The organism is Streptomyces sp. NPDC047515 (assembly GCF_040643055.1).
Taxonomy (GTDB): Bacteria; Actinomycetota; Actinomycetes; order Streptomycetales; family Streptomycetaceae; genus Streptomyces.
On sequence record NZ_JBEYTM010000040.1, the window covers coordinates 50,964 to 76,547 of the forward strand.

23 protein-coding genes and 1 pseudogene are annotated in these 25,584 nt (G+C 70.3%); 10 read left to right on the top strand and 14 right to left on the bottom strand.

Translation table 11 applies throughout. The features are described 5' to 3' along the window. Positions 1–195: 195 nt before the first annotated feature. Complete coding sequence (locus tag ABZ826_RS27680; protein WP_361453816.1) at positions 196–1,548, bottom strand: hypothetical protein; 1,353 nt, start codon at positions 1,546–1,548, stop codon at positions 196–198. Positions 1,549–1,731: 183 nt separating this feature from the next. On the opposite strand from ABZ826_RS27680, the gene ABZ826_RS27685 reads away from it, so the two are divergent. Then, positions 1,732–2,511 (top strand): hypothetical protein, encoded by a 780-nt coding sequence (locus ABZ826_RS27685; RefSeq protein WP_361453819.1) that lies wholly within the window; start codon positions 1,732–1,734, stop codon positions 2,509–2,511. Positions 2,512–2,794: 283 nt separating this feature from the next. Here ABZ826_RS27685 and ABZ826_RS27690 read toward each other — a convergent pair whose 3' ends face one another. The 4 genes from ABZ826_RS27690 to ABZ826_RS27705 are packed head-to-tail and all read right to left on the bottom strand — an operon-like array spanning position 2,795 to position 7,683. Further along, positions 2,795–3,943, bottom strand: coding sequence for an XdhC/CoxI family protein (locus tag ABZ826_RS27690; protein ID WP_361453822.1), 1,149 nt, complete (start codon positions 3,941–3,943; stop codon positions 2,795–2,797). Next, positions 3,936–6,146 carry a xanthine dehydrogenase family protein molybdopterin-binding subunit gene (locus tag ABZ826_RS27695; RefSeq protein ID WP_361453825.1) on the bottom strand — a complete coding sequence of 737 codons (2,211 nt, stop codon included), beginning with the start codon at positions 6,144–6,146 and terminating at the stop codon, positions 3,936–3,938. The genes ABZ826_RS27690 and ABZ826_RS27695 overlap by 8 nt, the downstream gene beginning before the upstream one ends. Beyond that, the gene (locus tag ABZ826_RS27700) at positions 6,143–7,135 is read right to left on the bottom strand and encodes a xanthine dehydrogenase family protein subunit M (RefSeq protein WP_361453828.1); all 993 of its coding nucleotides are present in this window, start codon (positions 7,133–7,135) and stop codon (positions 6,143–6,145) included. Before ABZ826_RS27700 ends, ABZ826_RS27695 begins: the two co-directional genes overlap by 4 nt. Beyond that, positions 7,132–7,683 (bottom strand): 2Fe-2S iron-sulfur cluster-binding protein, encoded by a 552-nt coding sequence (locus ABZ826_RS27705; RefSeq protein ID WP_361453831.1) that lies wholly within the window; start codon positions 7,681–7,683, stop codon positions 7,132–7,134. Before ABZ826_RS27705 ends, ABZ826_RS27700 begins: the two co-directional genes overlap by 4 nt. 239 nt (positions 7,684–7,922) lie before the next feature. Here ABZ826_RS27705 and ABZ826_RS27710 point away from each other — a divergent pair, with 239 nt between their 5' ends. Next, positions 7,923–8,570, top strand: a complete 648-nt coding sequence (locus ABZ826_RS27710; RefSeq protein ID WP_361453834.1) for a TetR/AcrR family transcriptional regulator — start codon at positions 7,923–7,925, stop codon at positions 8,568–8,570. Positions 8,571–9,100: 530 nt separating this feature from the next. Here the strand turns inward: ABZ826_RS27710 and ABZ826_RS27715 are convergent. The 3 genes from ABZ826_RS27715 to ABZ826_RS27725 are packed head-to-tail and all read right to left on the bottom strand — an operon-like array spanning position 9,101 to position 12,773. Continuing rightward, positions 9,101–10,132: a hypothetical protein gene (locus ABZ826_RS27715; RefSeq protein ID WP_361453837.1), complete on the bottom strand. Its 1,032-nt coding sequence runs from the start codon at positions 10,130–10,132 to the stop codon at positions 9,101–9,103. Beyond that, positions 10,129–11,427 (bottom strand): MFS transporter, encoded by a 1,299-nt coding sequence (locus ABZ826_RS27720; protein WP_361453841.1) that lies wholly within the window; start codon positions 11,425–11,427, stop codon positions 10,129–10,131. Before ABZ826_RS27720 ends, ABZ826_RS27715 begins: the two co-directional genes overlap by 4 nt. Beyond that, positions 11,427–12,773 (bottom strand): discoidin domain-containing protein, encoded by a 1,347-nt coding sequence (locus ABZ826_RS27725; RefSeq protein WP_361453844.1) that lies wholly within the window; start codon positions 12,771–12,773, stop codon positions 11,427–11,429. Before ABZ826_RS27725 ends, ABZ826_RS27720 begins: the two co-directional genes overlap by 1 nt. Before the next feature lie 377 nt (positions 12,774–13,150). On the opposite strand from ABZ826_RS27725, the gene ABZ826_RS27730 reads away from it, so the two are divergent. Together ABZ826_RS27730 and ABZ826_RS27735 are read left to right on the top strand one after the other, a co-directional pair. Beyond that, a complete protein-coding gene (locus ABZ826_RS27730; protein WP_361453878.1) occupies positions 13,151–13,504 on the top strand; it encodes a carboxymuconolactone decarboxylase family protein in 354 nt (117 codons plus the stop codon). 137 nt (positions 13,505–13,641) lie between these two features. Continuing rightward, positions 13,642–14,136, top strand: a complete 495-nt coding sequence (locus ABZ826_RS27735) for a DinB family protein (RefSeq protein ID WP_361453847.1) — start codon at positions 13,642–13,644, stop codon at positions 14,134–14,136. Positions 14,137–14,362: 226 nt separating this feature from the next. Here ABZ826_RS27735 and ABZ826_RS27740 read toward each other — a convergent pair. Together ABZ826_RS27740 and ABZ826_RS27745 are read right to left on the bottom strand one after the other, a co-directional pair. Next, positions 14,363–14,545 (bottom strand): annotated as a pseudogene (locus tag ABZ826_RS27740) (UTP--glucose-1-phosphate uridylyltransferase); the annotation flags it as partial. 7 nt (positions 14,546–14,552) lie between these two features. After that, on the bottom strand, positions 14,553–15,335 hold the full coding sequence (locus tag ABZ826_RS27745) for an isoprenyl transferase (protein WP_361453850.1): 783 nt from the start codon (positions 15,333–15,335) through the stop codon (positions 14,553–14,555). Between the two features lie 422 nt (positions 15,336–15,757). On the opposite strand from ABZ826_RS27745, the gene ABZ826_RS27750 reads away from it, so the two are divergent. Next, on the top strand, positions 15,758–16,024 hold the full coding sequence (locus tag ABZ826_RS27750) for a GlsB/YeaQ/YmgE family stress response membrane protein (RefSeq protein WP_361453881.1): 267 nt from the start codon (positions 15,758–15,760) through the stop codon (positions 16,022–16,024). A 171-nt stretch (positions 16,025–16,195) separates the two neighbouring features. Further along, positions 16,196–16,336 (top strand): hypothetical protein, encoded by a 141-nt coding sequence (locus ABZ826_RS27755; protein WP_361453853.1) that lies wholly within the window; start codon positions 16,196–16,198, stop codon positions 16,334–16,336. Positions 16,337–16,468: 132 nt separating this feature from the next. Here the strand turns inward: ABZ826_RS27755 and ABZ826_RS27760 are convergent, their stop codons facing one another. Continuing rightward, positions 16,469–17,158, bottom strand: coding sequence for an alpha/beta hydrolase (locus ABZ826_RS27760; protein WP_361453855.1), 690 nt, complete (start codon positions 17,156–17,158; stop codon positions 16,469–16,471). A gap of 682 nt (positions 17,159–17,840) precedes the next feature. Here ABZ826_RS27760 and ABZ826_RS27765 point away from each other — a divergent pair. After that, positions 17,841–18,062, top strand: a complete 222-nt coding sequence (locus tag ABZ826_RS27765; RefSeq protein ID WP_361453858.1) for a hypothetical protein — start codon at positions 17,841–17,843, stop codon at positions 18,060–18,062. A gap of 14 nt (positions 18,063–18,076) precedes the next feature. Here the strand turns inward: ABZ826_RS27765 and ABZ826_RS27770 are convergent, their stop codons facing one another. Together ABZ826_RS27770 and ABZ826_RS27775 are read right to left on the bottom strand one after the other, a co-directional pair. Next, positions 18,077–18,442 (bottom strand): hypothetical protein, encoded by a 366-nt coding sequence (locus tag ABZ826_RS27770; RefSeq protein ID WP_361453861.1) that lies wholly within the window; start codon positions 18,440–18,442, stop codon positions 18,077–18,079. A gap of 21 nt (positions 18,443–18,463) precedes the next feature. Continuing rightward, positions 18,464–18,817, bottom strand: coding sequence for a class I SAM-dependent methyltransferase (locus tag ABZ826_RS27775; protein ID WP_361453864.1), 354 nt, complete (start codon positions 18,815–18,817; stop codon positions 18,464–18,466). Positions 18,818–20,024: 1,207 nt separating this feature from the next. Between ABZ826_RS27775 and dhaK the strand changes: the two genes are divergently transcribed. Genes dhaK through ABZ826_RS27790 form a run of 3 tightly spaced genes read left to right on the top strand, consistent with a single transcriptional unit; the run spans position 20,025 to position 22,059 of the window. Beyond that, positions 20,025–21,017, top strand: coding sequence for a dihydroxyacetone kinase subunit DhaK (gene dhaK, locus ABZ826_RS27780; RefSeq protein WP_361453867.1), 993 nt, complete (start codon positions 20,025–20,027; stop codon positions 21,015–21,017). Positions 21,018–21,037: 20 nt separating this feature from the next. Then, a complete protein-coding gene (dhaL, locus tag ABZ826_RS27785; RefSeq protein ID WP_361453870.1) occupies positions 21,038–21,652 on the top strand; it encodes a dihydroxyacetone kinase subunit DhaL in 615 nt (204 codons plus the stop codon). Further along, a complete protein-coding gene (locus ABZ826_RS27790) occupies positions 21,649–22,059 on the top strand; it encodes a PTS fructose transporter subunit IIA (RefSeq protein ID WP_361453873.1) in 411 nt (136 codons plus the stop codon). Before dhaL ends, ABZ826_RS27790 begins: the two co-directional genes overlap by 4 nt. Before the next feature lie 84 nt (positions 22,060–22,143). On the opposite strand, the gene ABZ826_RS27795 is transcribed toward ABZ826_RS27790, so the two are convergent. After that, the gene (locus ABZ826_RS27795) at positions 22,144–25,488 is read right to left on the bottom strand and encodes a phosphodiester glycosidase family protein (RefSeq protein ID WP_361453884.1); all 3,345 of its coding nucleotides are present in this window, start codon (positions 25,486–25,488) and stop codon (positions 22,144–22,146) included. Positions 25,489–25,584: the final 96 nt, after the last annotated feature.

Below are 25,584 nucleotides of genomic sequence, written 5' to 3' on the forward strand. Positions count from 1 at the left end.
CACGCCGCACGACATAAGACCTGTCGACCCGCAAACGCGCGCACGTCGCCGGTCGCGGGCAGACTGCGTGGAGCCATGTCGAGCCGCGCCCCGGCTGAACGATTGCGCATCCTGAGCCAATCGATCACGGCGATGGCACCGCCGCCCCACCGAAGGCCGCGCCTGCCCGCTCGCGTGGCCGCGCGGCTGCGGGAGTCACCAGTCTCCGCCGCCGAAGTCGCCTCCGCCTTCGAAGCCGCCACCTGCGAAACCACCACCGAAGTCGCCCGGGTCGAAGTCCGCTCCGGTGAACTCCCCACCGCCAAGGGCGTTTTCGGCGGGCGGTGTGTCGGCGAAGGCAGACGGTGCGTTGAGCATCGAGCCCAGCATCGTGCCGGCGAGCAGCCCACCGAAGATGCCGCCGACGCCGCCGAAGTAGCCGCCCGCCCAGGGCGCGTAGGCGGGTCCGGCGTTCCAGTAGGGCTGGGGACCTTGCGCCGTCTGCACCTGACGGGTCATCGGCTCATGACCGGCCGCGAGGAGTGCGGCGTCGGCCTCACAGACGGGTACATCGCGCCGCGTGCCGCCCGGCGGGGCCCAGCGGGCGTCGACGACCGACGGACCGTGGCGGGGGTCGAAGAAGCAGGGGGCGCGCCGTTCGGGTACCGGGGTTCCGGCACGGCGGGCCGCGAGGGTGGCGAGCACGAACCTGCCCTCTTCGAGTGCGGCGGTCACCGGTTGGACGTCCTGCGGTCCGGCGGCCACGGTCATCAGTTCCTTGGCCTTGTCGTACATGTCCAGCGCGTGGGAGTAGTCCTGCCGCATCGCGTCGTCGGCGCCGGGCTCCGACGGATGGAAGTCGAGTCGTTCCAGCTCCTCACCGAAGGCGGTGATGTCCTCGTCGACGACGACCCGAAGGGCTTCCAGTTCGGCGCGCCGGCGCTTCTTCTCGGAGCGCCGGTAGAGGGCGTACCCTCCGCCGCCGGCCACCGCGACCGCTCCGAGGACGAGCAGCACTCCCCCGCCGCCACCCCCGTCGCCGTTTCCGGAGCCGCTCCAGGTGGCCGGTGCCTGCCCCTTGGCCTGCTCGGTGGCCTGGTCGACGAAGGAGGCGAGGAGTCCTTCGGGATCACCGGAGTGCGAGCGTTTGACGGCGCCGGTGAGATTACCGACCGCGTTGCGGGACATCACCGAGGAGTCCGCGTTCGCACGGAAACCGTCGCCGAGACGGACGGCGTACAGGCCGGCGATGCCGACTCGGGTGCGCAGGTCGCGCATCAGGGTCTCGGGAGGAAACTCGGCGGACGCGGGCAGCACTGCGACAAAGATGGGCTTGTCCGCGCCCTCGATCCTCTTCGCGAGGTCCTCGGCGACGGTCTCCGAGAGCTGGTCCCGGGCCCGCGGATCAACGTACACGGGGCTCTTCCGCAGGGCTTCGGCCACGTCGTCGAGGCCACTCCCGGCAGCCTGGGCCCGGACGGGCGTGAGCACCGCACAGGCCGTCAGGGCGAGAACCGCCAGGGCCAGGACCGGGCCGATTCGTGACAGCGCTCGGCGTACGACAGTCATGGGGCAGTTCCTCCTCCGTGCGGCGGATTGCGACACTCATGGTTGCTCAGTTGCGTAATATAGCAAGTATCACCATGCCGCCCGTCCGATCACGGCGGCTGCGCCAACACGATTCAGGGATTGCGCAATCCGGGAATCATCGTGAGCAACCGCCGAGCGCACTTCACCGACCAAGGAAGACTCGTGGACCGTCCGCATCACCTACGGGCAGAGGACCTGCCCGCATTCGAGCGCATCCTGGATCAGGCACTGAACTCCCCCACGATCCAAGAGCAAAGGCGCCGCGCCCCCGGAGCTCTCCACAACGAACAGTTGCGCACCCGAGCGCTCGGCGCGCGCACCGCCATCGCCGCTTCGGCCGCCTCCGAATACCGCGCCTACCGTCAGGTGCTCGATGTCGCGACCTCGTCGGACATGACACGTCGTCGCACACGTCGCGAATCCGACGACGCGGCAGCCACCAGAAGCAGCACTCTGCACGCGGCGGCAGTACTGGTACCGGGGCTCTCCGCAACGGCTGCCGCGGTCTTCGGCTTGATCGGCTTCGCCTTCCGGGCAGTCGGCATGCACTCACACCTCGCCGACGTCATGCTCATCGCCGGTCTGGCGGCGGCAGGTGTGGCGGTGGCGACGGTACTCGCCGGTCTCGTCTGGCTTCTGGTGGTCGCGGCGCGAAACCGCCCGGCGGCCGATGGCACGAACCCCGAGCCGGCCCATGCGCGCGACGCGTGGGAGAAGGCACTGCTGGAACACGGGATTCTGCCCTTTTTGTCCGAGTCGCTCCAGCCCTTGCCTCCCAGGGGCGCGGGTCATGCGGACAGCACGGCCACATCACGCGCGGGGGACGGCGCGAAGTTGGTGCCTGAGCCGCGAAGGGGGCCGGGCTTCAGCGCTCCCGATTTTTCGAGCCCCGACTTCTCAGGACCCGACTTCTCAGGACCCGAACTACCCGGTTCGGACTGATCACCGGCGAGCTTCGCAAGACGATCAGCATGGAGTGCGGCGGTTGCTTCTCGGCGGGCAAGGAATGACTCGGGAGAGACGGGGGTACGGGCGGCACGACCCTGGCGGAGGCGTCGGACGACGGTGTGGGCCGCGCCGGGGCTGCGGGAGCACGACGCGGCGAACAGGCCTTGTCGGCCGGCCCGCCCCGGTCGTCTCGGCGGCAACGGATTCACCGTCAGCACCCTGCGCCTGCACACCTCACCGTTCGAGGCCGTTTACCGGCGCAAAGAACCGAGCCGGGTCATGCCGCCGCACGGGAGCGGTCGTCGTGCTCCTTCCTCCCCTCCGCGTCAGGGTGGATCGGCGTTCCCGAGCCGGTCAGCGGAACGCCTGTCCCGGCCCGGCGCGCCGCCACGATCTCCGCCGCGATGGACAGGGCCGTCTCCTCGGGGGTGCGGGCGCCGAGATCGAGGCCGATCGGGGAGCGCAGGCGGGTCAACTCCCGGTTGGTGAGGCCGGCTTCGCGCAGACGTCGCTCGCGGTCCTCGTGAGTGCGCCGTGAGCCCATCGCGCCGACGTACGCGACCGGTAACCGCAGCGCCGTCTCCAGCAGAGGAACGTCGAACTTGGCATCATGGGTGAGCACACACAGGACGGTTCGCTCGTCGGTCACGGTGCGCCGGAGGTAGCGATGCGGCCAGTCGACCACGAGGTCGTCGGCCTCCGGGAAGCGGACGCGGGTGGTGAAGACCGGCCGGGCGTCGCACACGGTCACGTGGTAGCCGAGGAACTTGCCCACGCGTACGAGCGCCGTCGCGAAGTCCACGGCGCCGAAGACGATCATCCGGGGCTGCGGCACCTTCGACTCCACGAACACCGTCACACCGTCCGGGCAACGTGATCCGTCCTCCGCTATCTCGACGGAACCGGTGCGGCCAGTGTCCAGCATCGCGCGGGCCTCCGCCGCCGCGGTCCGGTCCAGTTCCGGATGTCCGTCGAGACTGCCCTCGTACGATCCGTCGGGGTGGACGAGCAGCGCCCTGCCGAGCAGTCGGCCCGGTCCCCGGGCCACCCGGGCGAGGGCCGACGTCTCCCCTCGGGCCGCGGCCTGGACCCCTGCCCGGAACACCGGCGCGTCCCCGCGCACCGGCGTGACCAGGACATCGAGGACGCCCCCGCAGGTGAGCCCCACGGCGAAGGCGTCCTCGTCACCGTAGCCGAACCGTTCGCGTACCGTCCGGCCGTCCTGGAGCGCCTGGACGCACAGGTCGTACACCGCCCCTTCCACGCAACCGCCGGAGACCGATCCGATGGCGGAGCCGTGACCGTCCACGGCCAGGGCCGCACCGGGACCGCGCGGCGCGCTGCCGTCGACGGCCACGACGGTGGCGACGGCGAATTCCCGGCCCTCCTCGAACCAACGGTTCAGCTCCTCGGCGATGTCAAGCACTCCGGGTTCCGCCCTCCGCCCGGCTCCGGGCTTCGTCCGCCGTGCGACCCCTGGCGTCGTCCGCCGCCGGGATCCGGGCCGCGTCCGCCGCGCGCAGGACGCGGTCCGGACGGATCGGCAGGCTCCGGTGGCGTACACCGGTCGCGTGCCACACCGCGTTGGCCACGGCCGCGGCGACGCCCACGATGCCGATCTCGCCGATGCCCTTGATCCCGACCGGGTCGCCCGGAACGGGGTCGTCCACCCAATCCGCCTCGATGAGCGGCACATCGGCGTGCGAGGCGAGGTGATATCCGGCGAGGTCGGCGCCGACGAGACCACCGGAGGCCTCGTCCCTGATCGCCTCCTCGTGAAGGGCCATGGACAGCCCCCAGGTCATCCCGCCGATGAACTGGCTGCGGGCGGTGAGGGGGTTGACGATGGTGCCCGCGGCGAAGATGCCGAGCAGCCGGCGCACACGTATCTCACCGGTGGTGACATCGACCGCGACTTCGGCGAACTGTGCGCCGAAGGAGTGCCGTTCCTGCTTCGCGAGGGCGCCGATGGCCTCGGCCGTGTTCGACCGGGCAGTGATCCCCTCCGGCGGAATTCCGCCGCCGAGGGCCAGCCGCTCGCGCAGGTCGCCCGCGGCGAGCGTCACCGCCCACGCCCAGGAGCGCGTGCCCATCGAACCCCCGGCGAACATCGCCGGGCCGAGGTCGCTGTCCGCGAGGCGCACACGGACCCGGTCCGGATCCACCTCCAGCGCGTCCGCGGCAACCAGGGTCATCGCGGTCCGTGCCCCGGTCCCGATGTCCGCCGCGTTGATCCGTACGGTGAAGGTACCGTCAGTCTCCGCGGTCACCGCCGCCGTGGACGGTCCGGCTCCGGAAGGATAGGTGGCCGCCGCCGTCCCGGTCCCGAGCAGCCAACGCCCCTCACGGCGAAGGCCGGGACGCGGGTCGCGGTCCGCCCAGCCGAACCTGCGGGCACCCTCCTCGAAGCAGGCGAGCACGTTGCGGCTGCTGAACGGCAACCCCGACACGGGGCCCGTCCCGGGTTCATTGCGTGCGCGCAGTGCGATCGGATCCACGCCGCACTTCTCGGCCAGTTCGTCGAGGGCCGATTCGAGGGCGAAGGAACCCGGCGCCTCGCCCGGCGCGCGCATCCAGGACGGGGCCGGCACGTCGAGCCGCACCAGCCGGTGCAGCGTGTGATGCGCGTCGGCGTCGTACATCACGCGTCCCAGCACGGCGCTCGACTCGATGAATTCGTGCACGGTCGACGTGAGACTCTGCGCCTGGTGATCGAACGCGCGCAGCCGTCCGTCCGCGTCGGCGCCGAGCCGGATCCGCTGCGCCGTAGGACTGCGGTAGCCGACGAGAGACGGCATCTGACGACGAGTCAGTACGACGCGAACCGGTCGCCGGAGCACGGTGGCGGCCATCGCGGCGGCCACTTGATGGGGGCTCACCCCCTTCGATCCGAACCCGCCGCCGACATGTTCGGACCGCACCCGTACGGAGGCCGGGTCGAGGGAGAAGAGCTGCGCGAGTTCGCTCGCCACCCAGGTGCTGCCCTGGTTGGAGTCGACGACGTCGAGCCGGCCGCCGTCCCAGCGGGCCGTCGCCGCGTGCGGCTCCATCGGGTGGTGATGCTCCTCCGGAGTGGTGTACTCCTCGTCCACAACGACGTCGGCGGCGTCGAGCTGGGCCTCCAGGTCACCCTTCTCCGTCTCCGCCTGGACCATCGGGGTGTCCTGCGGTGTGTACGTACCCGGGCGTCCGGCGAAGAACGCGACATCGTGCGGTTCCTCGTCGTACCGGACGACCAGCGCCTCGGCGGCCTCCCTGGCCTGCTCGGACGTCTCGGCCACGACCAGCGCCACCGGCCACCCCACGAAGGGCACACGATCGTGCTGGAAGATCCCGAGGACCGGGCTCGGCCGGCCCAGCATCCCCACGTAGTCGGTTTCGACGCGCGGGGCGTTCCCGTGGTGCAGCACGGTGAGGACACCGGGCATGGCCAGGACGGGTGCGTCCTCCACCGATCGGATACGGCCACGGGCCACGGTCGACAGCACCAGCCACCCGTGGGCGAGGTCGGCGAAGGGAATCTCTCCGGCGTACCGGGCCGCTCCGGTGACCTTGTCGCGGCCCTCCACGCGGGCGCGGGCGGAGCCCACGGCTCCCGTCACGGCGGCGTTGGGGGTCGTCGTGGTCATCGGGCGGCCTCCTCGGCGAGTTCGGTCAGTACGGCCACGACGAGATTGCGCATCAGGGTCACCTTGTACCCGTTCTCGGGAAGCGCCTCGGCGGCCGCCAGTTCGGCATCCGCGGCGGCGGCGAACGCCTCCGCGCCCACCGGGCCGCCCAGCAACGCCCGCTCGGCCGCACGGGCCCGCCAGGGCCGGGACGCGACCGCCCCGAAGGCGAGGCGCACATCACGTACGGCATCGTCCTGGACGTCCAGCGCGGCGGCGATCGAGCCGATCGCGAACGCGTACGAGGCGCGCTCTCGCACCTTCCGGTACCGCGAGTGGGCGGCGACCGGGGACGGCGGCAGTGTGACGCCGGTGATCAGCGCACCGGGCGGAAGAGCGGCCTCGATGTGCGGGGTGTCGCCCACGGGCGGATAGAGCTCGGCGATCGGCAACTCGCCCGTACCGTCCGCCGTTTCGTACGAGACGACGGCGTCGAACGCGGCGAGCGCGACCGCCATGTCCGAGGGGTGAGTGGCGACACAGTGCTCGGAGGCGCCGAGGATCGCGTGATTGTGGTGCTCGCCCGTGATGGCGGGACAACCGCTGCCGGGAATACGCCTGTTGCATGGTTTGGTGAGGTCGGTGAAGTAGCCGCAGCGGGTCCGCTGGAGCAGATTTCCGCCGACCGTGGCCATGTTGCGCAGCTGCCCCGAGGCTCCGGCCAGGACCGCCTGCGCCAACGCCGGGTAGTGGCACCGCACTTCGGGATGCGCGGCCAGATCGCTGTTGGTGACACTCGCGCCGACACGCAGCGCGCCGTCGAGAGCGAACTCGATTCCATCGAGCGGGAGTTCGCGTACGTCGATGAGCAGCGCGGGCCTTTCCACACCGGCTTTCATCAGGTCGATGAGATTGGTACCGCCGCCGAGGAACCGGGCGTCGGGGTCGGTACCGATCAGGGTGACCGCTCCGGCGACGTCGAAGACGCGTTCATAGCCGAATTCCCTCATGCCGCCTCCTCCTTGCCCTCGGCCGCCTCCGCCGCTCGCGCGACCGCCTGCACGATCGCCACATAGGCGCCACAGCGGCACAGGTTTCCGCTCATCCGCTCACGGATCTCTTCGGCGGTGAGCGCGGGAACCCCCGCTTCGGGCCGGAGGTCGTCGGTCACGGCACTCGGCCAGCCCGCCGCGTGCTCCTCGATCACCGCGAGGGCCGAACAGATCTGCCCCGGTGTGCAGTAGCCGCACTGGTAGCCGTCGAGGTCGAGAAAGGCCTGCTGCACCGGATGCAGCCGATCGCCATCGGCCACACCTTCGATGGTGGTGATCGCGCGCCCCTCGGCCGCGACCGCGAGCTGAAGGCACGAGACGGCCCGCCGCCCGTCGAGCAGCACCGTGCAGGCGCCACATTGGCCCTGGTCACAGCCCTTCTTGGTACCAGTCAGATCGAGGTGCTCGCGCAGGGCGTCGAGCAGGGTGGTGCGATGGTCGACGGGCAGCGTGTACTTCTCGCCATTGATGTTCAAAGTAATGGCGCTGGACGTCGATGGGGCCATGATCAGCCTTCTTTCGCGTTGCTGATGCGCGTCGAACGGGATAATCCCGGTAGACAGTCCGGGGGAAGTGAGTGGTGTGGGCTGATGAACCGGTAGCGATGGGCACCGGTCGGCCACATGGCCGGATCTGCCACTATGGTGGAGCCAAGCGGACAGCCGTCCGCTTGTTCATGAACTTAGCGGACAGTTGTCCGGTCAGCAAGGTCGGGCTTGACCGTGATTCCGGAACAGGAGGGCGAGTGCCGGAGGAGAAGAGCGTCACTCTGCGCTCGGACGCACAACGGAATCGCGAGCGCATCCTGGAAGTCGCACTGGCCGAGCTGACGGAGGCCGCGGACGCCCCGCTGAGCACGATCGCGAAGAAGGCGGGCGTCGGGCAGGGAACGTTCTACCGCAACTTCCCCAACCGCGAGGCGCTGGTCCTGGAGGTGTATCGCTACGAGATGCAGCAAGTCTCCGACACCGCCGCCCAGTTGCTCCGGACCCGTGTACCCGACCAGGCCCTCAGGGAGTGGATGGACCGCCTGGCTCAGTACGCCATGGCCAAGGCGGGCCTGGCCGACGCGCTGCGCAGAACCACCAGCCAGTACGGCAGCCTGGCCCAGCTGGGCCACGGCCCGGTGACCCGTGCTGTCACGCTCCTGCTGAACGCGAACGAGGAGGCCGGCACCATCCGCCCGGGACTGACCCCCGACGACTTCCTGCTCGCCATCGCCGGGCTCTGGCAGATCGACCCGCACAGCGACTGGCAGCCACGTGCGACGCGCCTGCTGGACTTCGTGATGGGCGGACTGCGGGCGGGGGCGCCCAAAACGGCCGGGACCGCGGTGAATGAGCCCGAGGCACTCCGGTCCGAGGCAGCCGAGCCGGAGAACGGCCGGGCCTGAGGTGGGTGGACGCCTGGCCGGACGCGAGTTCTGCCGGGTGAAACCGGGCCGGCACGACACGCCCCGGCCTCGCCCGAGAAGGGCCGCGGGCCGGGCCCGCCTCCTGGGAAACGTTTCGGCTCCCGCCCGGCCGTCCTCGTCGTCGGGCTGATCCATGCCGGCGCGATTCTCAGCGCTGATCCAAGCCGGCGCGATTCTCGACAAGGATGTGACGTTCCTCGTCCGTCGCACGATGGCCGTTCCGTGCTCCGTCCGCACGTCACCTCCGCTCTGCTTCGTGGCGGGTCCGGGGCCGGCCTTCGTCGGAATCCCTACGGGGAATCCCTCCTGCCGTGGGACAGCTCTTGCCGACCGCTGCCACCCCGGTCCTCCTCTTACGACCTCGCCCGCGATTGTCAGCGGCGTCGCGGTGTCCGGGACCTCCGCCTCCAGCGTTGTCGTCAGTCGCCGACGCCCCGCGTCGACTCCCTCCTCCGTTCGAAGGCCCCGGACGCCGCTCCTTCTCCCACTGCCAATCGCGGGCGAGGTCGTTAGCCCACTGCCACCGGCGAGGACCCGCCCGCCACTGCCACGCGGGGTGTCCCTGTGCCGTCCGCAGGGACGGTCCAGACGTCGCTCGCCCGACCGGTCGCGCCCGGCAGCGCGTAGGCGACTGTGTCGTCGTCCAGCCAGGCGGCCTGGTCGTCGACGCTGCGTTTCTCGGCGAGTGGTGTCTCCCGCATGGTCCGCAGGTCGAGGACGTACAGCCGCCAAGGCGCGGCCGGGTCGTCGGAAACCTTCTTCTTGAAGGCGATCCGGGTGTTGTCGGGCGACAGGGAGGGACACTCGACGTTCTGCTGCAGGGCCTTCGCCGACCAATCCCTCATGTTCCCTTCGACGAGGTAGGTGCGGCCCTTGGTGGAGACGGTCGCGTAGAACCGGTTGTCGTCACGCGCGAAAGTCACCCCCCAGTAGTTGACATCGGGGGCGTGGTAGCGGACACCGCCGATGGTGAGCGGGATCTCCTCCATGGACTTGATGAGGTAGCCGGTGCGCAGGTCCAGAACGGCGGTCCGGGTCGAGAAGGCAGTGGTGGCGTACGAGTCGCCGGTGGCGAACACCGTCCAGGACAGCATCCGCCCGGAGGCTGAGACACGGGCGCGGGTGGGCATACCCGGCATGGTGATCCGCCGCGTCTCCCGCAGTCTCCGGTCGAGAACGATCGCGTACGTCTTCGGCAGCACCCCGGGCTCGGCACGCAGACAGAGGCCGGTGTCGCCAGAGGCGTAGAACCGTTCGCAGGAGGGACCGCCGGTGGTGCGGGCACCCGGGCCACGGGCTTCGGGGGTGTCGGCGAGCGGTTGATGCGCGACGCGTCCCGTGGCCGTGTCACGGAAGTACAGCGAGGGCCCATCGAGCGTGAACGACGCGTCGGCGACGCCACGTTGTCCGTCCGAACGGTGCTTCGCGTGCAGGGCGTACCCGACGGAGCCGCCCGCGAGGAGCAGCACCGCGGCCACCACGACAGCGATACGGGTCCCAGGGCGCAGCGGGGTCGCGCGGTTCGGGAATCTGACACTCATGCGGTCCGCCTGTCAGGGAGCTGGGCTCCCGGCTCCTCGGGGGCCGGGGCGCCGGAGGGGTCACGCGGCAGCAGCGCCCAGCCGCCCGCGAGCGCGGCGAGCAGGGCCGATATCGCCGCCCACAGCGCGGGGCGCGGCCCCCACACCGTCCACGCGGCTCCGAAGCCCGCCGCGGCGAGCACCCGGGCCAGCGCCTGGCCGGTCTGGAGCAGGGCGAGTCCGCCCGCCCTGCCGTCCACGGGCAGCACAGGTCCGGCGAGGGCCATCAGTACCCCGTCGGTGGTGGCGTAGAAGACGCCGAGCAGCGCGAGGACGGGCACGAGGAGAAGCGGAGTCGGGCCGCCGGTCGGGGCGAGGAGCGTGGCGTACACGCCGAGCAGCGCGACGTGTCCGTACAGGAACGGCAATCGTCGGCCGACCCGGTCCGCTATCCGGCCCGCCGGAACCGCGAGCAGCAGGTAGCACGCCGCCGCGCCCAGCGGCAGCAGCGGGAACCAGCCGATGGGGAGGTCGAGGCGGCGCTGGAGCAGGAGGTAGACGAAGGCGTCACCGACGGTGGCGGCGCCGAGCAGGGCGGCGGCTCCGAGGATCCGCCGGAAGGTGAAATCGCGCAGTGCCCCGAATACCTTACGCGCGCGGGGAGTTGGCTTTGCCGGTGGTGTCGGACAGTGCCCGGGAACGTACAGGACGAGGAGCAGTACGCCGAGCAGGCCGATGCAGAAGCTGACGACGAACACCGCGTCGTAGGCGTCGGCGGTCGCCCAGAGCAGGGCGAACGCCGCGAGTGGGCCGAGCAGGGCACCTGTGGTGTCCATCGCCCGGTGCACACCGAAGGACCGACCGAGCGCCTCGGGTCGGCTGCTCAGAGTGATCAGCGCGTCACGCGGGGCCGTACGGATGCCCTTGCCGACGCGGTCGGCGGCGAGGGCAGCCGCGATCCCTGCGGTGGCGCCGCCCGCGAGCAGCAGGCCGAGCCGGGAGCAGGTGGAGAGGGCGTAGCCGATCCCGGCGACCCGTTTGTGGCGCCGGCCGCGGTCGGCGGCGTGCCCGCCGAGCAGTCGCACGACGGTGGCGGCGCCATTGAACAAGCCGTCCAGGAAGCCGAATTGGAGAGGTGAGAGACCTAGTCCGAGGACGAGGTAGAGCGGCAGCACCGCGGTGACCATCTCGGAGGAGATGTCGGTGACGAGGCTGACCGTACCGAGTGCCAGGACGGTGCCGGGAACGCGTCGGCCCGCTCCACCGGTGCGGGGCGGGGCCGGCGCGTCCCGGCGGCCTGTGGTCGCCAGATACATCAGTGGCAGGCGTACTTCGGGCTGGTGTCCTTGGCCTTGCCGTCGGTGCCGACGTAGCTCCAGCCGTAGCCGGAGTCCGTGAAGTCCAGCTTCAGGACGCCGTATTCACCGCTGATCCGCTTCTGGCTGTTGGGCTGGACATCCTCGATGGGGTACGGCTCGGCGCCGCCCATGCCGCCGACGATCTCGGTGATTCCGTCGGCGGTGGCCTTTCCGTCGGGGTTCTGTGGCGCGAACCGCTCGTAGTGGTGGTCGTGCCCGTTGAGCACGAGGTCGGCCTTGGCTCCGTAAAGGATCTTCCAGACCGGCCTGCTCACCGGGTCGTTGCCGTGCCCGCCCGAGGAGTACAGCGGGTGGTGCCAATAGGCGGCGATGCACGCCTTCTCGTTCTTGGCGAGGTCGGCCTTGAGCCAGTCGATCTGGGCACTCTGGTCGAACGAGTTGGAGTCGAGGGCGATGAAGTGCCAATTGCCTTCGTCGAAGCTGTAGTAGGTCTTTCCCTGGGGATACGCGATGGCCCCGTAGTAGGCCTTGTAGCCCGCCAGCGACCCGGCCGGATCGTATGTCTCGTGGTTGCCCGGAACCGGATGCGTCTTGTTCTTGAACGCGCCCCACGTCTTGTCGTAGTAGGCCCGGTAGTCGGCGATCCGTGCGTCGTCGTACTGGTTGTCGCCCATCGTCAGATAGAACTTCGGATCGAGCTTCTGGGCCAGCGCGGCGGTCCTGGGGTGGGCGCAGGCGCTGTCGGAGGCGGTGCACTGGGCTGCGATGTCACCGGCGGCGACCACGGTGAAGGCGCCGGTCTGCGGGGGTGTGCCGCCGAGCGTGCCATAGACCTCGACCTCGTGCAGCGAGTAGCCGTAGGCGGTACCGCGCGCGGTGCCGTACACGCGCAGGTAGCGGCCCTTGCCGGAGAGGCCGGACCAGTCGTCGGCGCCGCCGTTCCCGGCCGTCTCGTCGGCGAGCCGGGTCCAGGTGGTGCCGTCGGCGGAGATCTCGATCCGGTACGCCTTGGCGTACGCGGCCTCCCAACTCAGCTTCACCCGCGTGACGTCGGCGGTGGCACCGAGGTCGACACGTATCCACTGCGGGTCCTTGCCCTCGGCGCTCGCCCAGCGGGTGGCCGGGTCGCCGTCGAAGGCGTTCTGCGGGCCGAGACCGGAACCCTCGCTGGAGGACGCGGTGGCGGGCTTGCCGCGCGAGATGGGTGGGTCGGCGGCGGCACCGGCCCGTTCGGGGTGGACGAGCAACAGGGTGCCGACGAGGAGGAGTACGGCGGCGGCGACCACGCCCACCGTACGGCGCCGCGTGGGCGTGAGGAGCGGAGCTGAGCCGATCAGGTGCATCCCTGGACTCCTGGCCTTGGGGGTGGCGAGAGCTGGGCTTCCGTACGTGACCCCGCGCCCTTGCCCGCGTTCGGGCGGGGCGCGGCATCATGACGGCCGGGCCAGAGCTCTCACTGAGCGCGTCATGCCCAGGGGGTCGGGCACCGCGCCAAGCCGCCTTCCGGGATCCTAGCGAACAGTAAACTTTCCTACCAGTCCCCCAACTCCCCTTCCGTCGACTGTTGTTCAGCGCTCTTCCGCATCGACATTTCGGCATTCACGGCACGGCCAGGACGCGCTTCCCCCGCTGCTGGACAACCTCGCCTGGATCACAGGGCGGATCAGAGGCGGATACCAGCTCGTGGAGTCGGGCCAGAAGGGCCGCCGTGGGTCGTGTGATGCTCCGCGCGAGCCAGATCGACGGTTGCGGCTTCTGCGCCGATGTCCACACCAAGGACCTCGCACTCGCCGGGGAGACCCCGGTGCGCGTCGATCTCGTCGCGACCTGGCGGGAGACCACGGTGTTCACCGACGCCGATCGCGCCGCCCTGGAGCCGACGGAGCAGGGCACCCGCATCGCCGACGCGTCCGGTGGGGTCACGGACGAGGCATGGGCGAACGCCGCCGAGCGCCGCGACGAGGAGCGGCTCGGCGCTCTGGTGTCACTCATCGCCCTCGTCAACGCCTCCGACCGACTGGGCGTCATCAGCCGGCAGCGTGGTGGCGACCACCAGCCCGGCCGGTTCGATTGACACGAAGCAGTCGGCGGCGTCATCCGTCTCCCCGATGCCCGAGCACCACGATGGGGTCATGGGGGCTGAATCACTCACTCGGCCATGGGCATTGCAGAGGAACCGGGACTGTCAGCCCTCGTTGCTACGGTCCACGGATGACAAGGAATGTGCCTTACACCGGCAGCGAGAAGGAAAGCCTGCGCGCCGGCCTCGACCGGCACCGCGATGCGGTCCTGTGGAAGCTCGACGGTCTGGACGATGAAGCGCTGCGGCGACCGATGACTCCGTCAGGAACCAACTTGCTCGCCTTGGTGAAGCACTTGGCAACCGTCGAGTACGGGTGGTTCTGCACCACTTTCGGACGCGAAACCGAGCCCTTCTGGTTCGCCCCCCGCACCGAAGACATGAATGTGGGGCCGCACGAGGCCACCGCGGACATAGTCAGGTTCTACGGCCGCGCCCGAGCCGCCGCCGACCAGGCGATCGACGAGCACCACCTCGACGACCTCGGAACATCCTGGAACGGCAGCATCGTGTCCCTGCGCTGGGTGCTGATTCACATGATCGAAGACACCGCACGGCACGCCGGCCACATGGACATCGTTCGAGAACTCATCGACGGAGCCACCGGCGCTCACCCGCGCGACTGACACATCCGTCCCGCCCCATTCCACCCGGAGGCCGACCGCCGGTCGGCCTCCGAGCCCGGCCCACAGCGGTTGGCACCAGCACCACGACTCACGAATTCGAAGACAGGCAGAGGTGCCATGCTCGCTCCCTCGGGCCGGCCGCCCGTCGTGGGCGGGCGAGCCGGCAGGGAGCGGCTGATCGGACCGGGGTGGTGTCCGTGCCGGATACAGGGTGCTCGCCGTCGCCGAGTTCGCGGGCGAGGCGGCGCAGGACGGGCCCGCGTTCGAAGTGGGCCGAAGCAACGGCCATGTGGGTGACGAGGTGGTCCGCCGGGTTGCCGGTGTCGTACCAGCGACCGGAGACGACCTGCCCGCACAGCGCCCGGCCGACGGCGTAGGCGTTGATGCCGCCGGTCGGGTAGACCTCGCCGTCGCGGTCATTTGCCGAATCGCCGTTCGCGATTCGCGTACGAGCGCAGTGCGCGCAGAAAGTCGAGGCGCCGGAATGCCGGCCAGTAGCAGTCCACCCAGTGCATCTCGGCGTACGCGGACTGCCAGAGCAGGAAGCCGGACAGCCGTTGCTCGCCGGAGGTTCGGATGATGAAGTCGGTGTGGTCGGCGGTTGGCGAATACAGGTGGCGGGAGATGTCCTCGATATCGAACCGCTCCACCAGTTCGGCCGGGTCGCCACCGGCCGCCATGTGTTCCTCGAAGGCACTTTTCACCGCATCGACGATCTCCCGTCGGCCACCGTAGCCGACCGCGACGTCCACCTTGAGCCCGCCGCACCCGGCCGTCGCGGCGGTGGCCTCCTTGAGCACTCGGGAGCTGGCGCTGGGCAACATGTCGAGCGAGCCGATCACCTGGACCTCCCAGGGACGGCCTTCGGCTGTGATGTCCCGGACGGTCTCTTCGATGATCTCGATCAGTGGGCCGAGCTCTTCGGCGGGGCGGCCGAGGTTGTCGTCGGAGAGCATGAAGAGGGTCACGTGCTCGATTCCGGCAGCGGTGCACCAGCCCAGGAACTCGGTCACCTTGGCGCCGCCCGCCCGGTACCCCTCCGAAACGTCCGCGTGTCCCGCTTGTCGTGCCCACCGGCGGTTGCCGTCGACCATGATCCCGACGTGCCGCGGGCGTGGCAGCCCCTCCAGAGTGGCAGCCAGTCGACGCTCGTACACCGCTTCGATCGGCCGTCGGAGGAACAGCGGGAGCAGCTTCATGAACCATCTCCATCGTGCCTGGCTACCGTCCGCCGACCCTATCAGGGGCCCTTTCGCCACCTTGCCGAGCACCCCAATGGTGTTGCCTCACGGGCTACTTGGCCAGGAGGAAGCGCTTTGGCCGGGCCGTTTACTGGGCTGCTCGACCGGGCTGTCCGGCTGACATATCACGTACCTGGTACGGAGAAATTCCGCCGGCGTTGACGCCTGCCCCGGTGTACAAGGCCTTGTCCGACGGCGGGGTCTTCGTCCAGCGGCCGGTGACGCGCCCACGACGTCGCACCGCCCGTCGAAGGGGGCCGACAGCCCGCCGATGGTGCCGTCCCATGGCGATGGCCAGCGAGTTTACAGAAATCGGGGCGGGGCACGAGGGATGGTGGTACTCCGCCAACAACGGCGTTCTGATGAAAGGTGCGTCCGCCATGGGCATTATTGCGTGGGCCGTGATCGGGTTGCTGGCCGGTGCGATCGCCAAGGCGTTGATGCCTGGCAAGGATCCCGGCGGCTGCCTGATCACGATGCTGATCGGCATCGTCGGGGGCCTGCTGGGCGGCTGGCTCGGGAAGGTCATCTTCGGCGTGCACTCGATCAACGGGTTCTTCCACCTCTCCACCTGGATCGCCGCCGTCGTCGGGTCCGTCATCGTGCTGGCGATCTACCGGCTCGTCACGGGGCGTCGCACACACTGATCCGCCCGTTCCGCCTCACAGACGCGGGAGCGTGCCGCGCTGCCGACCCGGCGGCGCGTCGGCCGTGCCGGGCGCAGGGCTTCGCCATCACCGCTCAGCGGGGTCGTCCGCGAACTGCTGGCCCCGCGCGGTGATGGCGCCTTCCGTGTCGGCCGGGCGGAGGGAGCCCACATGCCGTCCGGTGATGATGCCGCTCTCGTTCCGCGCCGCGAGGACGGCGGTGGCCATGAGGACGGGCCGGGCGTCGGCGCCCGCCAGCAGGATGCGCGGTTGCCCTCGGTGGTGCGCCGGAGCACCGCCCAGATGACCTGAACCGCGTTCAGGTCGGATGCGTAGGCCGGGAGCCGATGACTGGTGAGCCGGTCGCGCTCGACGATCAGCCGGGAGAGTCGGCCCGGCTTCCAGCAGGCAGGGGCCGACCGGTCACCAGCCAGGCCGGATGCCCTACTCCACCAACAGGAACTCCGAAACCGCCTTCATGAACGCTTCCGGCGCCGCGCGGTGGATCAAGTGCCCGACCGGGATCGTGACCACCCGCCCGCCCGGGATGCGACGAGCCAGTTCGGCGATGCCTTCCTGGGGCACATGGCTGCGTGGGCCGCCGGCCATCACGAGGGTCTCGGCGGTGATCCCGCTGAGCCGATGCAGCCATCTGGGGTCGGGTGCGTCGATCTGCTCCCTCACGGCCGGCACCATCTCCCAGTCGAAGGACAGATCGCCGTCCGGCCTGGTCGGGGTGGTCCGTTCCCGGGGGCGCGGGGCCGGAACGTCCTCCAGGACGAGCCTGCTCACCCGCTGCGGATGATCCTGCGCGAGCAGGTAGGCCACGACGCCGCCCATGGAGTGCCCGATCAGTTCCACTGTGTCCAGTCCCAGCACGTCCAGGAATCCGAGCACATCAGCCTGCATCAGTTCGAGCGAGTAGTCCCCCGGCCAGTCGCTGCGGCCGTGACCGCGAAGGTCGAGGGCGTACACCCGTCGGCTGTGGGCGAGGCCGGGTATCACCGCCGCCTCCCAGTCGGTGGCATCCTCTCCCAACGCGTGCAGCAGGAGCAGCGGCGGAGCATCCGACCGGCCCGACACCTCGTAGGCCAGCCGGACTCCTCCCACGTCGACCGAGCGAAGATCAACCATGTCCGGAGGCTATACGGAACAGCCCTGCCGAAGGATCGGCGTTCACCGGCGGCCGAATCGCGGGGCGTGGCGGCAGCGGGCAAGGGTGCGAGGTCGGGCAGCGCCATCGAGGCGACGGTCGGCAGGATCACCGCAACGGTGCGCACTCACATCGTCGACCGCCTCGGAACGCGTGAGCCTGCTGCGTAGCGGCGGCCCGGTGGTCTCCGGCACGGAGGGCCGACAGGGCTTCCCTCCCGGCCGTGGGTGCCGCGACGGCCGAGCGCGTCCGCGCACTCCGCCGTTCCTTGTGCTCCGCTGCTCGCCCGACCACCGCGCCGTCACCGATCGACCGCCTGCGCCGGGGCGTCGCTCAGCGGTCGGCGGTCGGGCGCAGGTCCGCAGCCGGCCACCGTCATCGCGACGGTGGTGTGACGATCCGTTTCTCGAACCAATGGTGGGCGTAGGGCTCGGCGTTGAAGGCGGGGAAACACTGGGACGAACTGCTTGACGCTCGGGAGTCGTACGACAACGCCACCGGTCTTGACCGCGCCGGATGACGAGGCGGCCGGTGATCCTGCGCTGCAAAAGGGGTCAGGCTCACACGGACCGCGGCTTGCGGGTGCTCCCACGGGTCCGATTGCTGAACCGGCGAAGAGTATGAGCTTGCCGCCCGTGCCGACGTCGGGGTGACACCCGCTGCATGGACGCTGCCCTGCAGCAGCTGCGCGTCGACGCCATCGACGTCCGCGACCACGGCGTCGCCCGCCTGTCCCCCTTCGCGCGAGGCCACGTCAACACGCTCGGCCGGTACTCATCCCAGCTTCCTGAGCTGCCGGCGGGATGTGTCCGCCGCGGGACCCGGATGCCGGCGACGGCGAGCAGGGCGCTGACGGGCCCGCCGAGGGGCTTGGCGATCGAATGACCGCTTTCTCGGGGTCAGGCGCGGCAACGCAGCATCACCAGCGCGGGGTTGGCGGCATAGTCGTCCCAGAAGTCTTTGCCGTACTCGCGCACGCCGGCGTCGGAGATCGCCAGGGGAACCCAGTTCAGCTCAGTGAATCCGGCCGCCCGCAGAGAGTTCTCGTAGACCTCGCGGCGGGGCGGGGTGCAGATGAACGAGATCGGTGGGTCGAGGAGCGCGGTGATCTTCACGCGCGGTCCGGACTCGGATTCCCCGCCGATCGCCTCGCACGTGAAGCCGTACTTGGCCAGGGACGGCCCGTCGAACAGGAAGTCGGGGTGCTGCGCGAACACGAAGAATTCTGCCCCGTCCACGAGGCTGCGGTGGATGTTGCGGCACATCCGCTCGATGGTGGCGCTCTCCTAGGCGTAGTTGAACGCCTGGACCGCGACCGCGATGTCGAAACGCTGGTCGAAGGTGCGCAGCTCGGCGACGTCACCGATCTCGTAGTGGATTCCCAGCGAGTCGTTGTCCTCCATGGCCTGAGCGGCGGCGACCATCTCGCTGGAGATGTCGACGCCGAGGACGTGGGATGCGCCGCGGCGCTTGAACTCCCGGCTGTAGAAGCCGGTTCCACAGGCCAGGTCGAGGATCGACTTACCGTTCACGTCGCCGACCATGGCCAGGAAGCTGGGCACCTCCCCGTAGCGCGCGAGCGGGAGGGTCTTGAAGCCCTCGAACGCCTCGCCGATCTCGTCGTACAGCTGACCGCTCATCGCGCTGTTCCCCTCTGTTCTTGGCGTCGGCCTTCGGGACAGGCCGCGACCTCTGGCGGAAAGTCTCCCTCTCGCCGGCGGGGCGTCGTACTGGCGAAAGCCACAAATGTGCGGTGACAGCCGACCGGTGCGGTCTTCTTGTGCGTTCGGATGACCGGTGCGTTCGTCGACCTGGTGCCGGATGCGTCGAAGACGTGAGCACCGGTCGTCGGAGGCCCCAGCGGCAGATGACGGCGTACGAGCACGCCCGGGAGATCCGGGACAAGGAAGAGCCGGATACGGGATGACGTTGTCGGCGAGGCGTCCCGCGCCAGGCGTCCGGGCGGGCCGCTCGCTTCGCCCCTCTGTCCCGCTCGCACTCCACCGCGCCGCGCCGCGGCAAACCGCCGCTCTTGCCGCCGATACGGCCGGGCCGGTCGAACGCAAGACGCACCAGGTGTCCGCGACCGGCATCACGGCCGCCGAGACCACCGGACCGTGATCGATCCCAGCTCCGGCCGCGGTTTCGCCGGCCTCCGGAGCCGGAGACAGAACCGGGGTCGTCGATGCCTGCGGGCCTTCGTAGGGGTCGCGCAGGCCAGGTAGTCCGTGCCGACTCGTCCGGCGTAGCGCATTGCCGTATGGGGACTGGTACCAAAGGCGTCGGCGAGGACGGTTGGAGCGGCTTGGCGGCCGGCCTCGGGGTGGACGAGGAACGCAACGCCGGCTCCAGCAGGGGCCCGCGGATCGAGACCCCTGAGTACTGACCCGTACCCCTGTCGCGCAACCAGTTGCCTCTGGCTGCAGCAGCGCCGCACGCGGACTCCGCAGCGAGGTCGAGGCCCCTTGCCCGTAGAAGCCCGTGCGTGCCGGACGCGAAGCAGTGGCCGACGAGCGTCGACGATCCGACGCAGGTGCCCTCCAGCGGCGATCCCGCTTCGCGATCGCCGGATGATGCGTCGCCGCCGGCACGCACCGGGTGACGCCCACGTGACCTTGGCTCTCGCAAGGTCGATACTGCCGACAGCAGGGTTCCCGCCGACACGCATCCGATCCGCCACAGATAGCTGACAAAACGTCACCAAAGTCAGTATCAAGTCAGCATCAGTACCGCTGGAAGCCGCTTCCAATCGCCACCGACCGCCGAGTTCAAGAACCGCATGCATCGGCTCTGACCAGTGAAGACACAGGCCAGAGGCTCACCTGCCAAGCTCCCCAGGAGGTACCCATGAGGATGCTCATCAACGTCCCCGAAACTGTTGTCGCGGACGCGCTGCGCGGTATGGCCGCCGCTCATCCGGAGCTCACCGTGGATGTCGAGAATCGTGTCGTCGTACGGCGTGACGCGCCCGTGGCGGGGAAGGTGGCGCTCGTCTCCGGGGGCGGATCCGGGCACGAACCGTTGCATGCCGGGTTCGTCGGGCCGGGAATGCTGTCGGCGGCCTGTCCGGGAGAGGTGTTCACCTCGCCCGTGCCGGATCAGATGGTTCGGGCCGCCGCCGCGGTCGACAGTGGGGCGGGAGTGCTCCTCGTCGTCAAGAACTACACCGGTGACGTACTGAACTTCGAGATGGCCGCCGAGCTCGCCGAGGAGGAGGGGGTGCGGGTCGCCCAGGTGCTCGTCGATGACGACGTGGCGGTGACCGACAGCCTGTTCACGGCCGGGCGGCGGGGCACGGGCGCGACGCTGTTCGTCGAGAAGATCGCCGGGGCGGCGGCCGACGAGGGTGCGCCCTTGGAACGGGTGGAGGCCATTGCCCGGCGGGTGAACGAGGCGTCACGGAGTTTCGGCGTGGCGCTCAGCGCAGTCACCACGCCCGCCAAGGGGTCCCCCACGTTCGACCTGCCGTCGGGCGAGCTGGAGCTCGGGATCGGCATTCACGGCGAGCCGGGACGGGAGCGGCGTCCGATGATGACATCGCGGGAGATCGCGGACTTCGCGGTGGACGCTGTGCTGGAGGATCTGCGGCCGAACGCCCCGGTGATCGTGCTGGTCAACGGGATGGGCGCGACGCCACTGCTGGAGCTGTACGGGTTCAATGCCGAGGTGCAGCGGGTGCTGTCCGAGCGGGGTGTGGTGGCGGCTCGTACGCTCGTGGGGAACTATGTGACCTCGCTCGACATGGCGGGCTGTTCGGTGACGCTCTGCCAGGTCGACGAGGAGTTGCTGCGCCTCTGGGACGCGCCGGTGGAGACTCCGGCGCTGCGCTGGGGCCGTTGACCCGCCGACAAGGAGATCATGTGCTCGACGCCGACTTCTTCCACCGTTGGATGACCGCGGCCGCGACCGCCGTGGACCGCGAGGCGGACCACCTCACCGAGCTCGACTCGGCGATCGGGGACGCCGACCACGGCAGCAATATGCAGCGCGGATTCGCCGCGGTGGCCGCGGTCCTGAACAAAGAACAGCCGCCCACCCCGGGTGGTGTGCTGATGCTCGCCGGACGGCAGTTGATCTCAACAGTCGGCGGGGCCTCGGGGCCGTTGTACGGGACGCTGCTGCGGCGTACCGGAAAGGCGCTGGGCGACGCGCCCGCCGTGACACCGCAGCAATTGGCGGAGGCGCTCGGGGTGGGCGTCGCGGCCGTGGCGCAGCTGGGTGGGGCGCAGGCCGGGGACAAGACGATGCTCGACGCGCTGCTGCCGGCCGCCGAGGCACTCGACACGTCGTTCAAGGCGGCCCGCGAGGCGGCCGAGGCGGGAGCACTGGCGACGGTGCCCCTGCAGGCCCGCAAGGGCAGGGCGAGCTATCTGGGTGAGCGCAGTATCGGGCATCAGGATCCGGGGGCCACGTCCTCCGCGCTGCTGATCGCCGCGTTGGCGGATACCGACGGTGCCGACGGGGGTGACGCGTGAGCGGCGGGAAGCAGGTCGGGATCGTGCTGGTCTCGCACAGCGGCCCGGTGGCCGAATCCGTCGCCGAGCTGGCCAGGGGCCTCGCCGCCGGTGGTGCGACGGCGCCGGTCGCCGCCGCGGGCGGCACGCCCGCGGGTGGACTCGGGACCAGCGAGGAGCTGATCGCCGAGGCCGCCAGGTCGGTGGACGGTGGTGCGGGGGTCGCGTTGCTGGTGGATCTGGGCAGCGCGGTGCTCACGGTCAAGACGATGCTGGCCGACGGCGACGAACTGCCGGAAGGCTCACGGCTGGTGGACGCGCCGTTCCTGGAGGGCGCGGTGGCCGCCGTCGTCACCGCGTCGGCGGGCGGCGACATCGCGGAGGTGGAGGCCGCGGCGTCCGAGGCGTACGGGTATCGCAAGGTGTAACAGCCGGAATTCCACGGTCCGTGCGGCCGCCCCACACCCGGTGTTCATGGGGTGCGGGGCGGCTCCGGGCAGGTTCTCGGGCCGTCAGGCCGCCGGTGCGGATCTGGTGGCCTCGATCCTGACCTGCGCCTTCTGTGTCGTGCCGTTGACCGTCACGGCGAGCGTGATGATGCCCGGCCGGAGCCCGGTGAGGGTGCCGGTGGACGGGTCGAAGACCGCCGTGTGGCGTGGGCGGGCACCGTCGCGGTCACCGATGCGGACGTTCGGGGATCCGGTCCAGTCTGCGGCCAGCGGAAAGCCGACCGGGACACGGCGGGCGCCCTGGGTGACGGTCGCCGTGACCTTTGTACGGCTCCCGGTACCCAGCACAGGCGGCATCTCGATCTCCAGCGCGTCCACATGCGCACGGGTCTGCACGGAGACCCAGTCGGGACCGCCCTGCCACGGCCGCTGCCGGGCGATGGCCTGTTCACCGGAGTTGATGCGGTCGGCGCCGACCAGCGACCAGCCGGTGAAGCCGCCCTCGTCCGTCGGCCCGGCCGGTGCCTTCCCCGAGTTGCCGTTGATCAGGTACGGCACTCCGTCGACGTGCGAGGCGTGGAAGACCCCGACGTGGCTGCCGATGAAAGCGGCCCCCTTGCCCGTCGTACGACGGAAGTCGGCGAGCCACTGTTCGACGAGGGCCGCTTCCTTCCGGTCCCCGAGCTGGCTGCCCTTCTGCACGGTCGGGTCTCGTGGCGGCACGTGCTCGATGAGCATGACCGAGTCGACAGTCCGGTCCTTCGCTGCCGCGTCCAGCTGGGCGCGCAGCTGCTTGATCTGGGCGAAGCCCCCGGCGCGCAGGCTGAGGCCGGATGTGTCGAGGGTGACGAATCGGGTGCCCTTGTGGTCGAACGTCCGCTGGGCGGGTCCGAATTCAGTGACGAAATCGTCGATCCTGCCGCCCATCACTTCATGGTTGCCGGGCACGTAGTACCAGGGCAGTGAGTCGCCGAGTTCCTCGGTGAGGATCCGGTGCGCGAAGGCCAGGTCCGCGGGCGATCCCTCGTCGACGAGGTCACCGTTGATCACCAGGAAGTCCGGTCGGGCGGCCTTGATCTCGCGCAGGGTGCGCCGTGCCTGGGCGACGGTCGCGCTGTCCGGGTCGCGGGCGACGAACTGGGCGTCGGACATCACGGCGAACCGCCAGTCCCGCCGCTCGGTCACGGCGGCCGGATCGATCAACGGGTCCGCCGGTGCCGCCTGTTCGGGAAGGTCGACGGTGGGCGGCACCTGGGCGGTGAGCTCGTCGATGACGATTTCGCCCGTGTACTGCTGGGCTGCCGCGGTCTCCGCGAGGTAGAAGCGGGACACGGAGAGCGGCATGGCGGCTCCCGGGGGTACGGCGAAGGCGATCTGCCGCCAGCCGGTCCAGGTGACGTACGGTCCACGCAGCAACTGGTCGGAACCCGCGGCGTCCTTGAGGTGGAGGGTCGGCCAGGCGCCCTTCCCGTCGCCCTTGATCCACAGCTTGAACGACTGGGGCTGGCCGGGCACGGGGACGGGCTGGGGCGGGGCCGCGTAGGCGGCGCGGGTGGCGGTGGACCGGGTGAAGTCGTAGGTGAGTTTCAGGCCGGTGCCGGTGCGTCCGTCGGGCGTGCCCGAGAGGGATCCGCTCGCCCGTGCCTGGCTGAACTTCCAGGAGTCCGCGTCATCGAAGGAGGAGACGGCCTGCTCGGTGAGGCCGACGCTGACGGCGAGGACGGTCGTGGTGCCCGCGACGGTCGCCCTGATCTGTCCGGCGCCGGCGCCGGTGCGTGAGGTGACACTGAAGGAGCCCCGGCCGTCGTCGCGGATGTCGAAGAGCGCGTGGTCGTAGTCGAGGGCGATGTCGCGCGGCTCGACGGGGGCGCTGGTGCCGTGGGCGTCGAGGCCGACGATGCCGAAGGTGCCGGTCGCGTCGGCGTCGGCGAGACCCACCCGTCGGGTGGTCGGCTCGATCCGGGCGAGCTGGTCGAGGACGGTCAGGGTGGTGGTGCCGTGCGCCGCTCCCTTTTCGGCGCGTATGTCGGTGGTGCCGCCGCGGCGCGCGGTGAAGAGCCCGTTGCCGTCGACCACGCCGACGGCGCTCGCCACCGTGTGCCAGCGCGGGGTGCCTTGGGCGGGGCCGTACGTCTCGTCGTATCCGGTCGCGGTGAGGCGTCGGGTCAGCCCGGGGAAGACGCGGTCGGGGTGGCCGCCCTTGACGGGGTCGACGCCCGGTGCGGACCCGGCCGATGTGCGTGGCTGGACCCAGAACCCCTTGAGCCGGCCGCTGCCGTCAGGAGCGGTGAGGGCGAGACCGTTGGGGACGGTGCGTTCGCTGCCGTCGGACGGGCTGTTCTCCACCCTGAGCGCGTCGCTGCCGGGCTCGCGCGCGACGAGGGTCGACGATCCGCCGCCGTCCAGGTTGAGGGCGCTGTACGACCCGGCACGCCGCATCATCAGGCCGAGTTCGGTGAGGGTGACGCCGCCGCTGTCGGCCTGCCTGCCGTCGACGGTGAGGATCTGCATGCTCCGGCCGTCCTTGGAGAAGCCGACGGCGGTGCGGGGTGCGGCGGTGTTGTTGCCCTCGCCGTCGTGATTCTGTGCGGCTCCGTCGACGACGAGGAGTTCGCGGCCGCCGACCGCGGTGCGGGGCACGGCACCGCTGTCGGGGCGTGCCCGGTACGTCAGGGACACCGGGTCGCCGGGCTTCAGGGCGTCGAGTGCGGCGGCTGCTGCCTCGCGGCCGACGAGGACGGTGGTGTCGTCGGGGACGGCTCCCGATCCGGGGCTGTGCGCGACGGAGACGACCTTTCCGTCCCGTACGACCGCCTCGGCGACGGGGGTCGCGTCGTCCACCGTGAGGGCACGGTCGGCGCTGCCCCAGGCGGAGGTGTACGCGCCGATTCCCCCGGCCGGCACATTGGCGGCGTTGTACGCGGCGAGCGGCCGCTGCCCGGAGGGGAGAGTGAGGGTTCCCTCGAAGTAGAGGTTCAGGATGCGTCCCGCGCTGTCGGGGCCGATGCCGACGGCCCGGTCGACTCCCGGGGCCGGGGACTGGACGGTGACGCCGTCCTTGATGCCGATCCCCTCCGGCGCACCGGTCTGGTTGATGTCGAAGAAGTCGGCGTTGATCGCGGCGACGGTGCGACGGCCGCGGCCCGCGTCGTGTCCGGCGGCGAGCTCGGAGACCGTGTGCCGTTCGGAGACCTTGCCGGAGGAGAGGTAGTCGGCGTTCACTCCGCTGCCGGCGAGGTCCACGGAGAGGGAGTCGACCCGTAGCCACTTGTCGGATTCGAGCCGGTCGTAGGAGCTGAGACGGACACCGGGGGCGATCGGGCGCGACGTGCGAGCGGTCTCGATCCCGTCGCCGTCCACGACGGATCCGAGCTCGCCCGCCGGGTTGCTCGCGGGCGGCGGGGCGATCGGTCTGACCCGAATCCGCAGGTAGGGGCGTGCTCGCGGGCCGTCAGCGGTCAACTCGCTTAATCTGGGTTGTTTTTGGGTTTCCGGCATGTCGGT

Excerpts from the sequence above, each read along its gene's own strand:
- ABZ826_RS27775 (WP_361453864.1), bottom strand. The coding sequence starts at position 18,817 with ATGAGCGGTCAGCTGTACGACGAGATCGGCGAGGCGTTCGAGGGCTTC.
- ABZ826_RS27765 (WP_361453858.1), top strand. The coding sequence starts at position 17,841 with ATGGACGCTGCCCTGCAGCAGCTGCGCGTCGACGCCATCGACGTCCGC.
- ABZ826_RS27715 (WP_361453837.1), bottom strand. The coding sequence starts at position 10,132 with ATGAGTGTCAGATTCCCGAACCGCGCGACCCCGCTGCGCCCTGGGACC.
- ABZ826_RS27720 (WP_361453841.1), bottom strand. The coding sequence starts at position 11,427 with ATGTATCTGGCGACCACAGGCCGCCGGGACGCGCCGGCCCCGCCCCGC.
- ABZ826_RS27735 (WP_361453847.1), top strand. The coding sequence starts at position 13,642 with ATGACAAGGAATGTGCCTTACACCGGCAGCGAGAAGGAAAGCCTGCGC.
- ABZ826_RS27705 (WP_361453831.1), bottom strand. The coding sequence starts at position 7,683 with ATGGCCCCATCGACGTCCAGCGCCATTACTTTGAACATCAATGGCGAG.
- ABZ826_RS27695 (WP_361453825.1), bottom strand. The coding sequence starts at position 6,146 with ATGACCACGACGACCCCCAACGCCGCCGTGACGGGAGCCGTGGGCTCC.
- ABZ826_RS27725 (WP_361453844.1), bottom strand. The coding sequence starts at position 12,773 with ATGCACCTGATCGGCTCAGCTCCGCTCCTCACGCCCACGCGGCGCCGT.
- ABZ826_RS27750 (WP_361453881.1), top strand. The coding sequence starts at position 15,758 with ATGGGCATTATTGCGTGGGCCGTGATCGGGTTGCTGGCCGGTGCGATC.
- ABZ826_RS27755 (WP_361453853.1), top strand. The coding sequence starts at position 16,196 with ATGCCGTCCGGTGATGATGCCGCTCTCGTTCCGCGCCGCGAGGACGGC.
- ABZ826_RS27730 (WP_361453878.1), top strand. The coding sequence starts at position 13,151 with ATGCTCCGCGCGAGCCAGATCGACGGTTGCGGCTTCTGCGCCGATGTC.
- dhaK (WP_361453867.1), top strand. The coding sequence starts at position 20,025 with ATGAGGATGCTCATCAACGTCCCCGAAACTGTTGTCGCGGACGCGCTG.
- ABZ826_RS27760 (WP_361453855.1), bottom strand. The coding sequence starts at position 17,158 with ATGGTTGATCTTCGCTCGGTCGACGTGGGAGGAGTCCGGCTGGCCTAC.
- ABZ826_RS27700 (WP_361453828.1), bottom strand. The coding sequence starts at position 7,135 with ATGAGGGAATTCGGCTATGAACGCGTCTTCGACGTCGCCGGAGCGGTC.
- ABZ826_RS27770 (WP_361453861.1), bottom strand. The coding sequence starts at position 18,442 with ATGTGCCGCAACATCCACCGCAGCCTCGTGGACGGGGCAGAATTCTTC.
- ABZ826_RS27680 (WP_361453816.1), bottom strand. The coding sequence starts at position 1,548 with ATGACTGTCGTACGCCGAGCGCTGTCACGAATCGGCCCGGTCCTGGCC.
- ABZ826_RS27745 (WP_361453850.1), bottom strand. The coding sequence starts at position 15,335 with ATGAAGCTGCTCCCGCTGTTCCTCCGACGGCCGATCGAAGCGGTGTAC.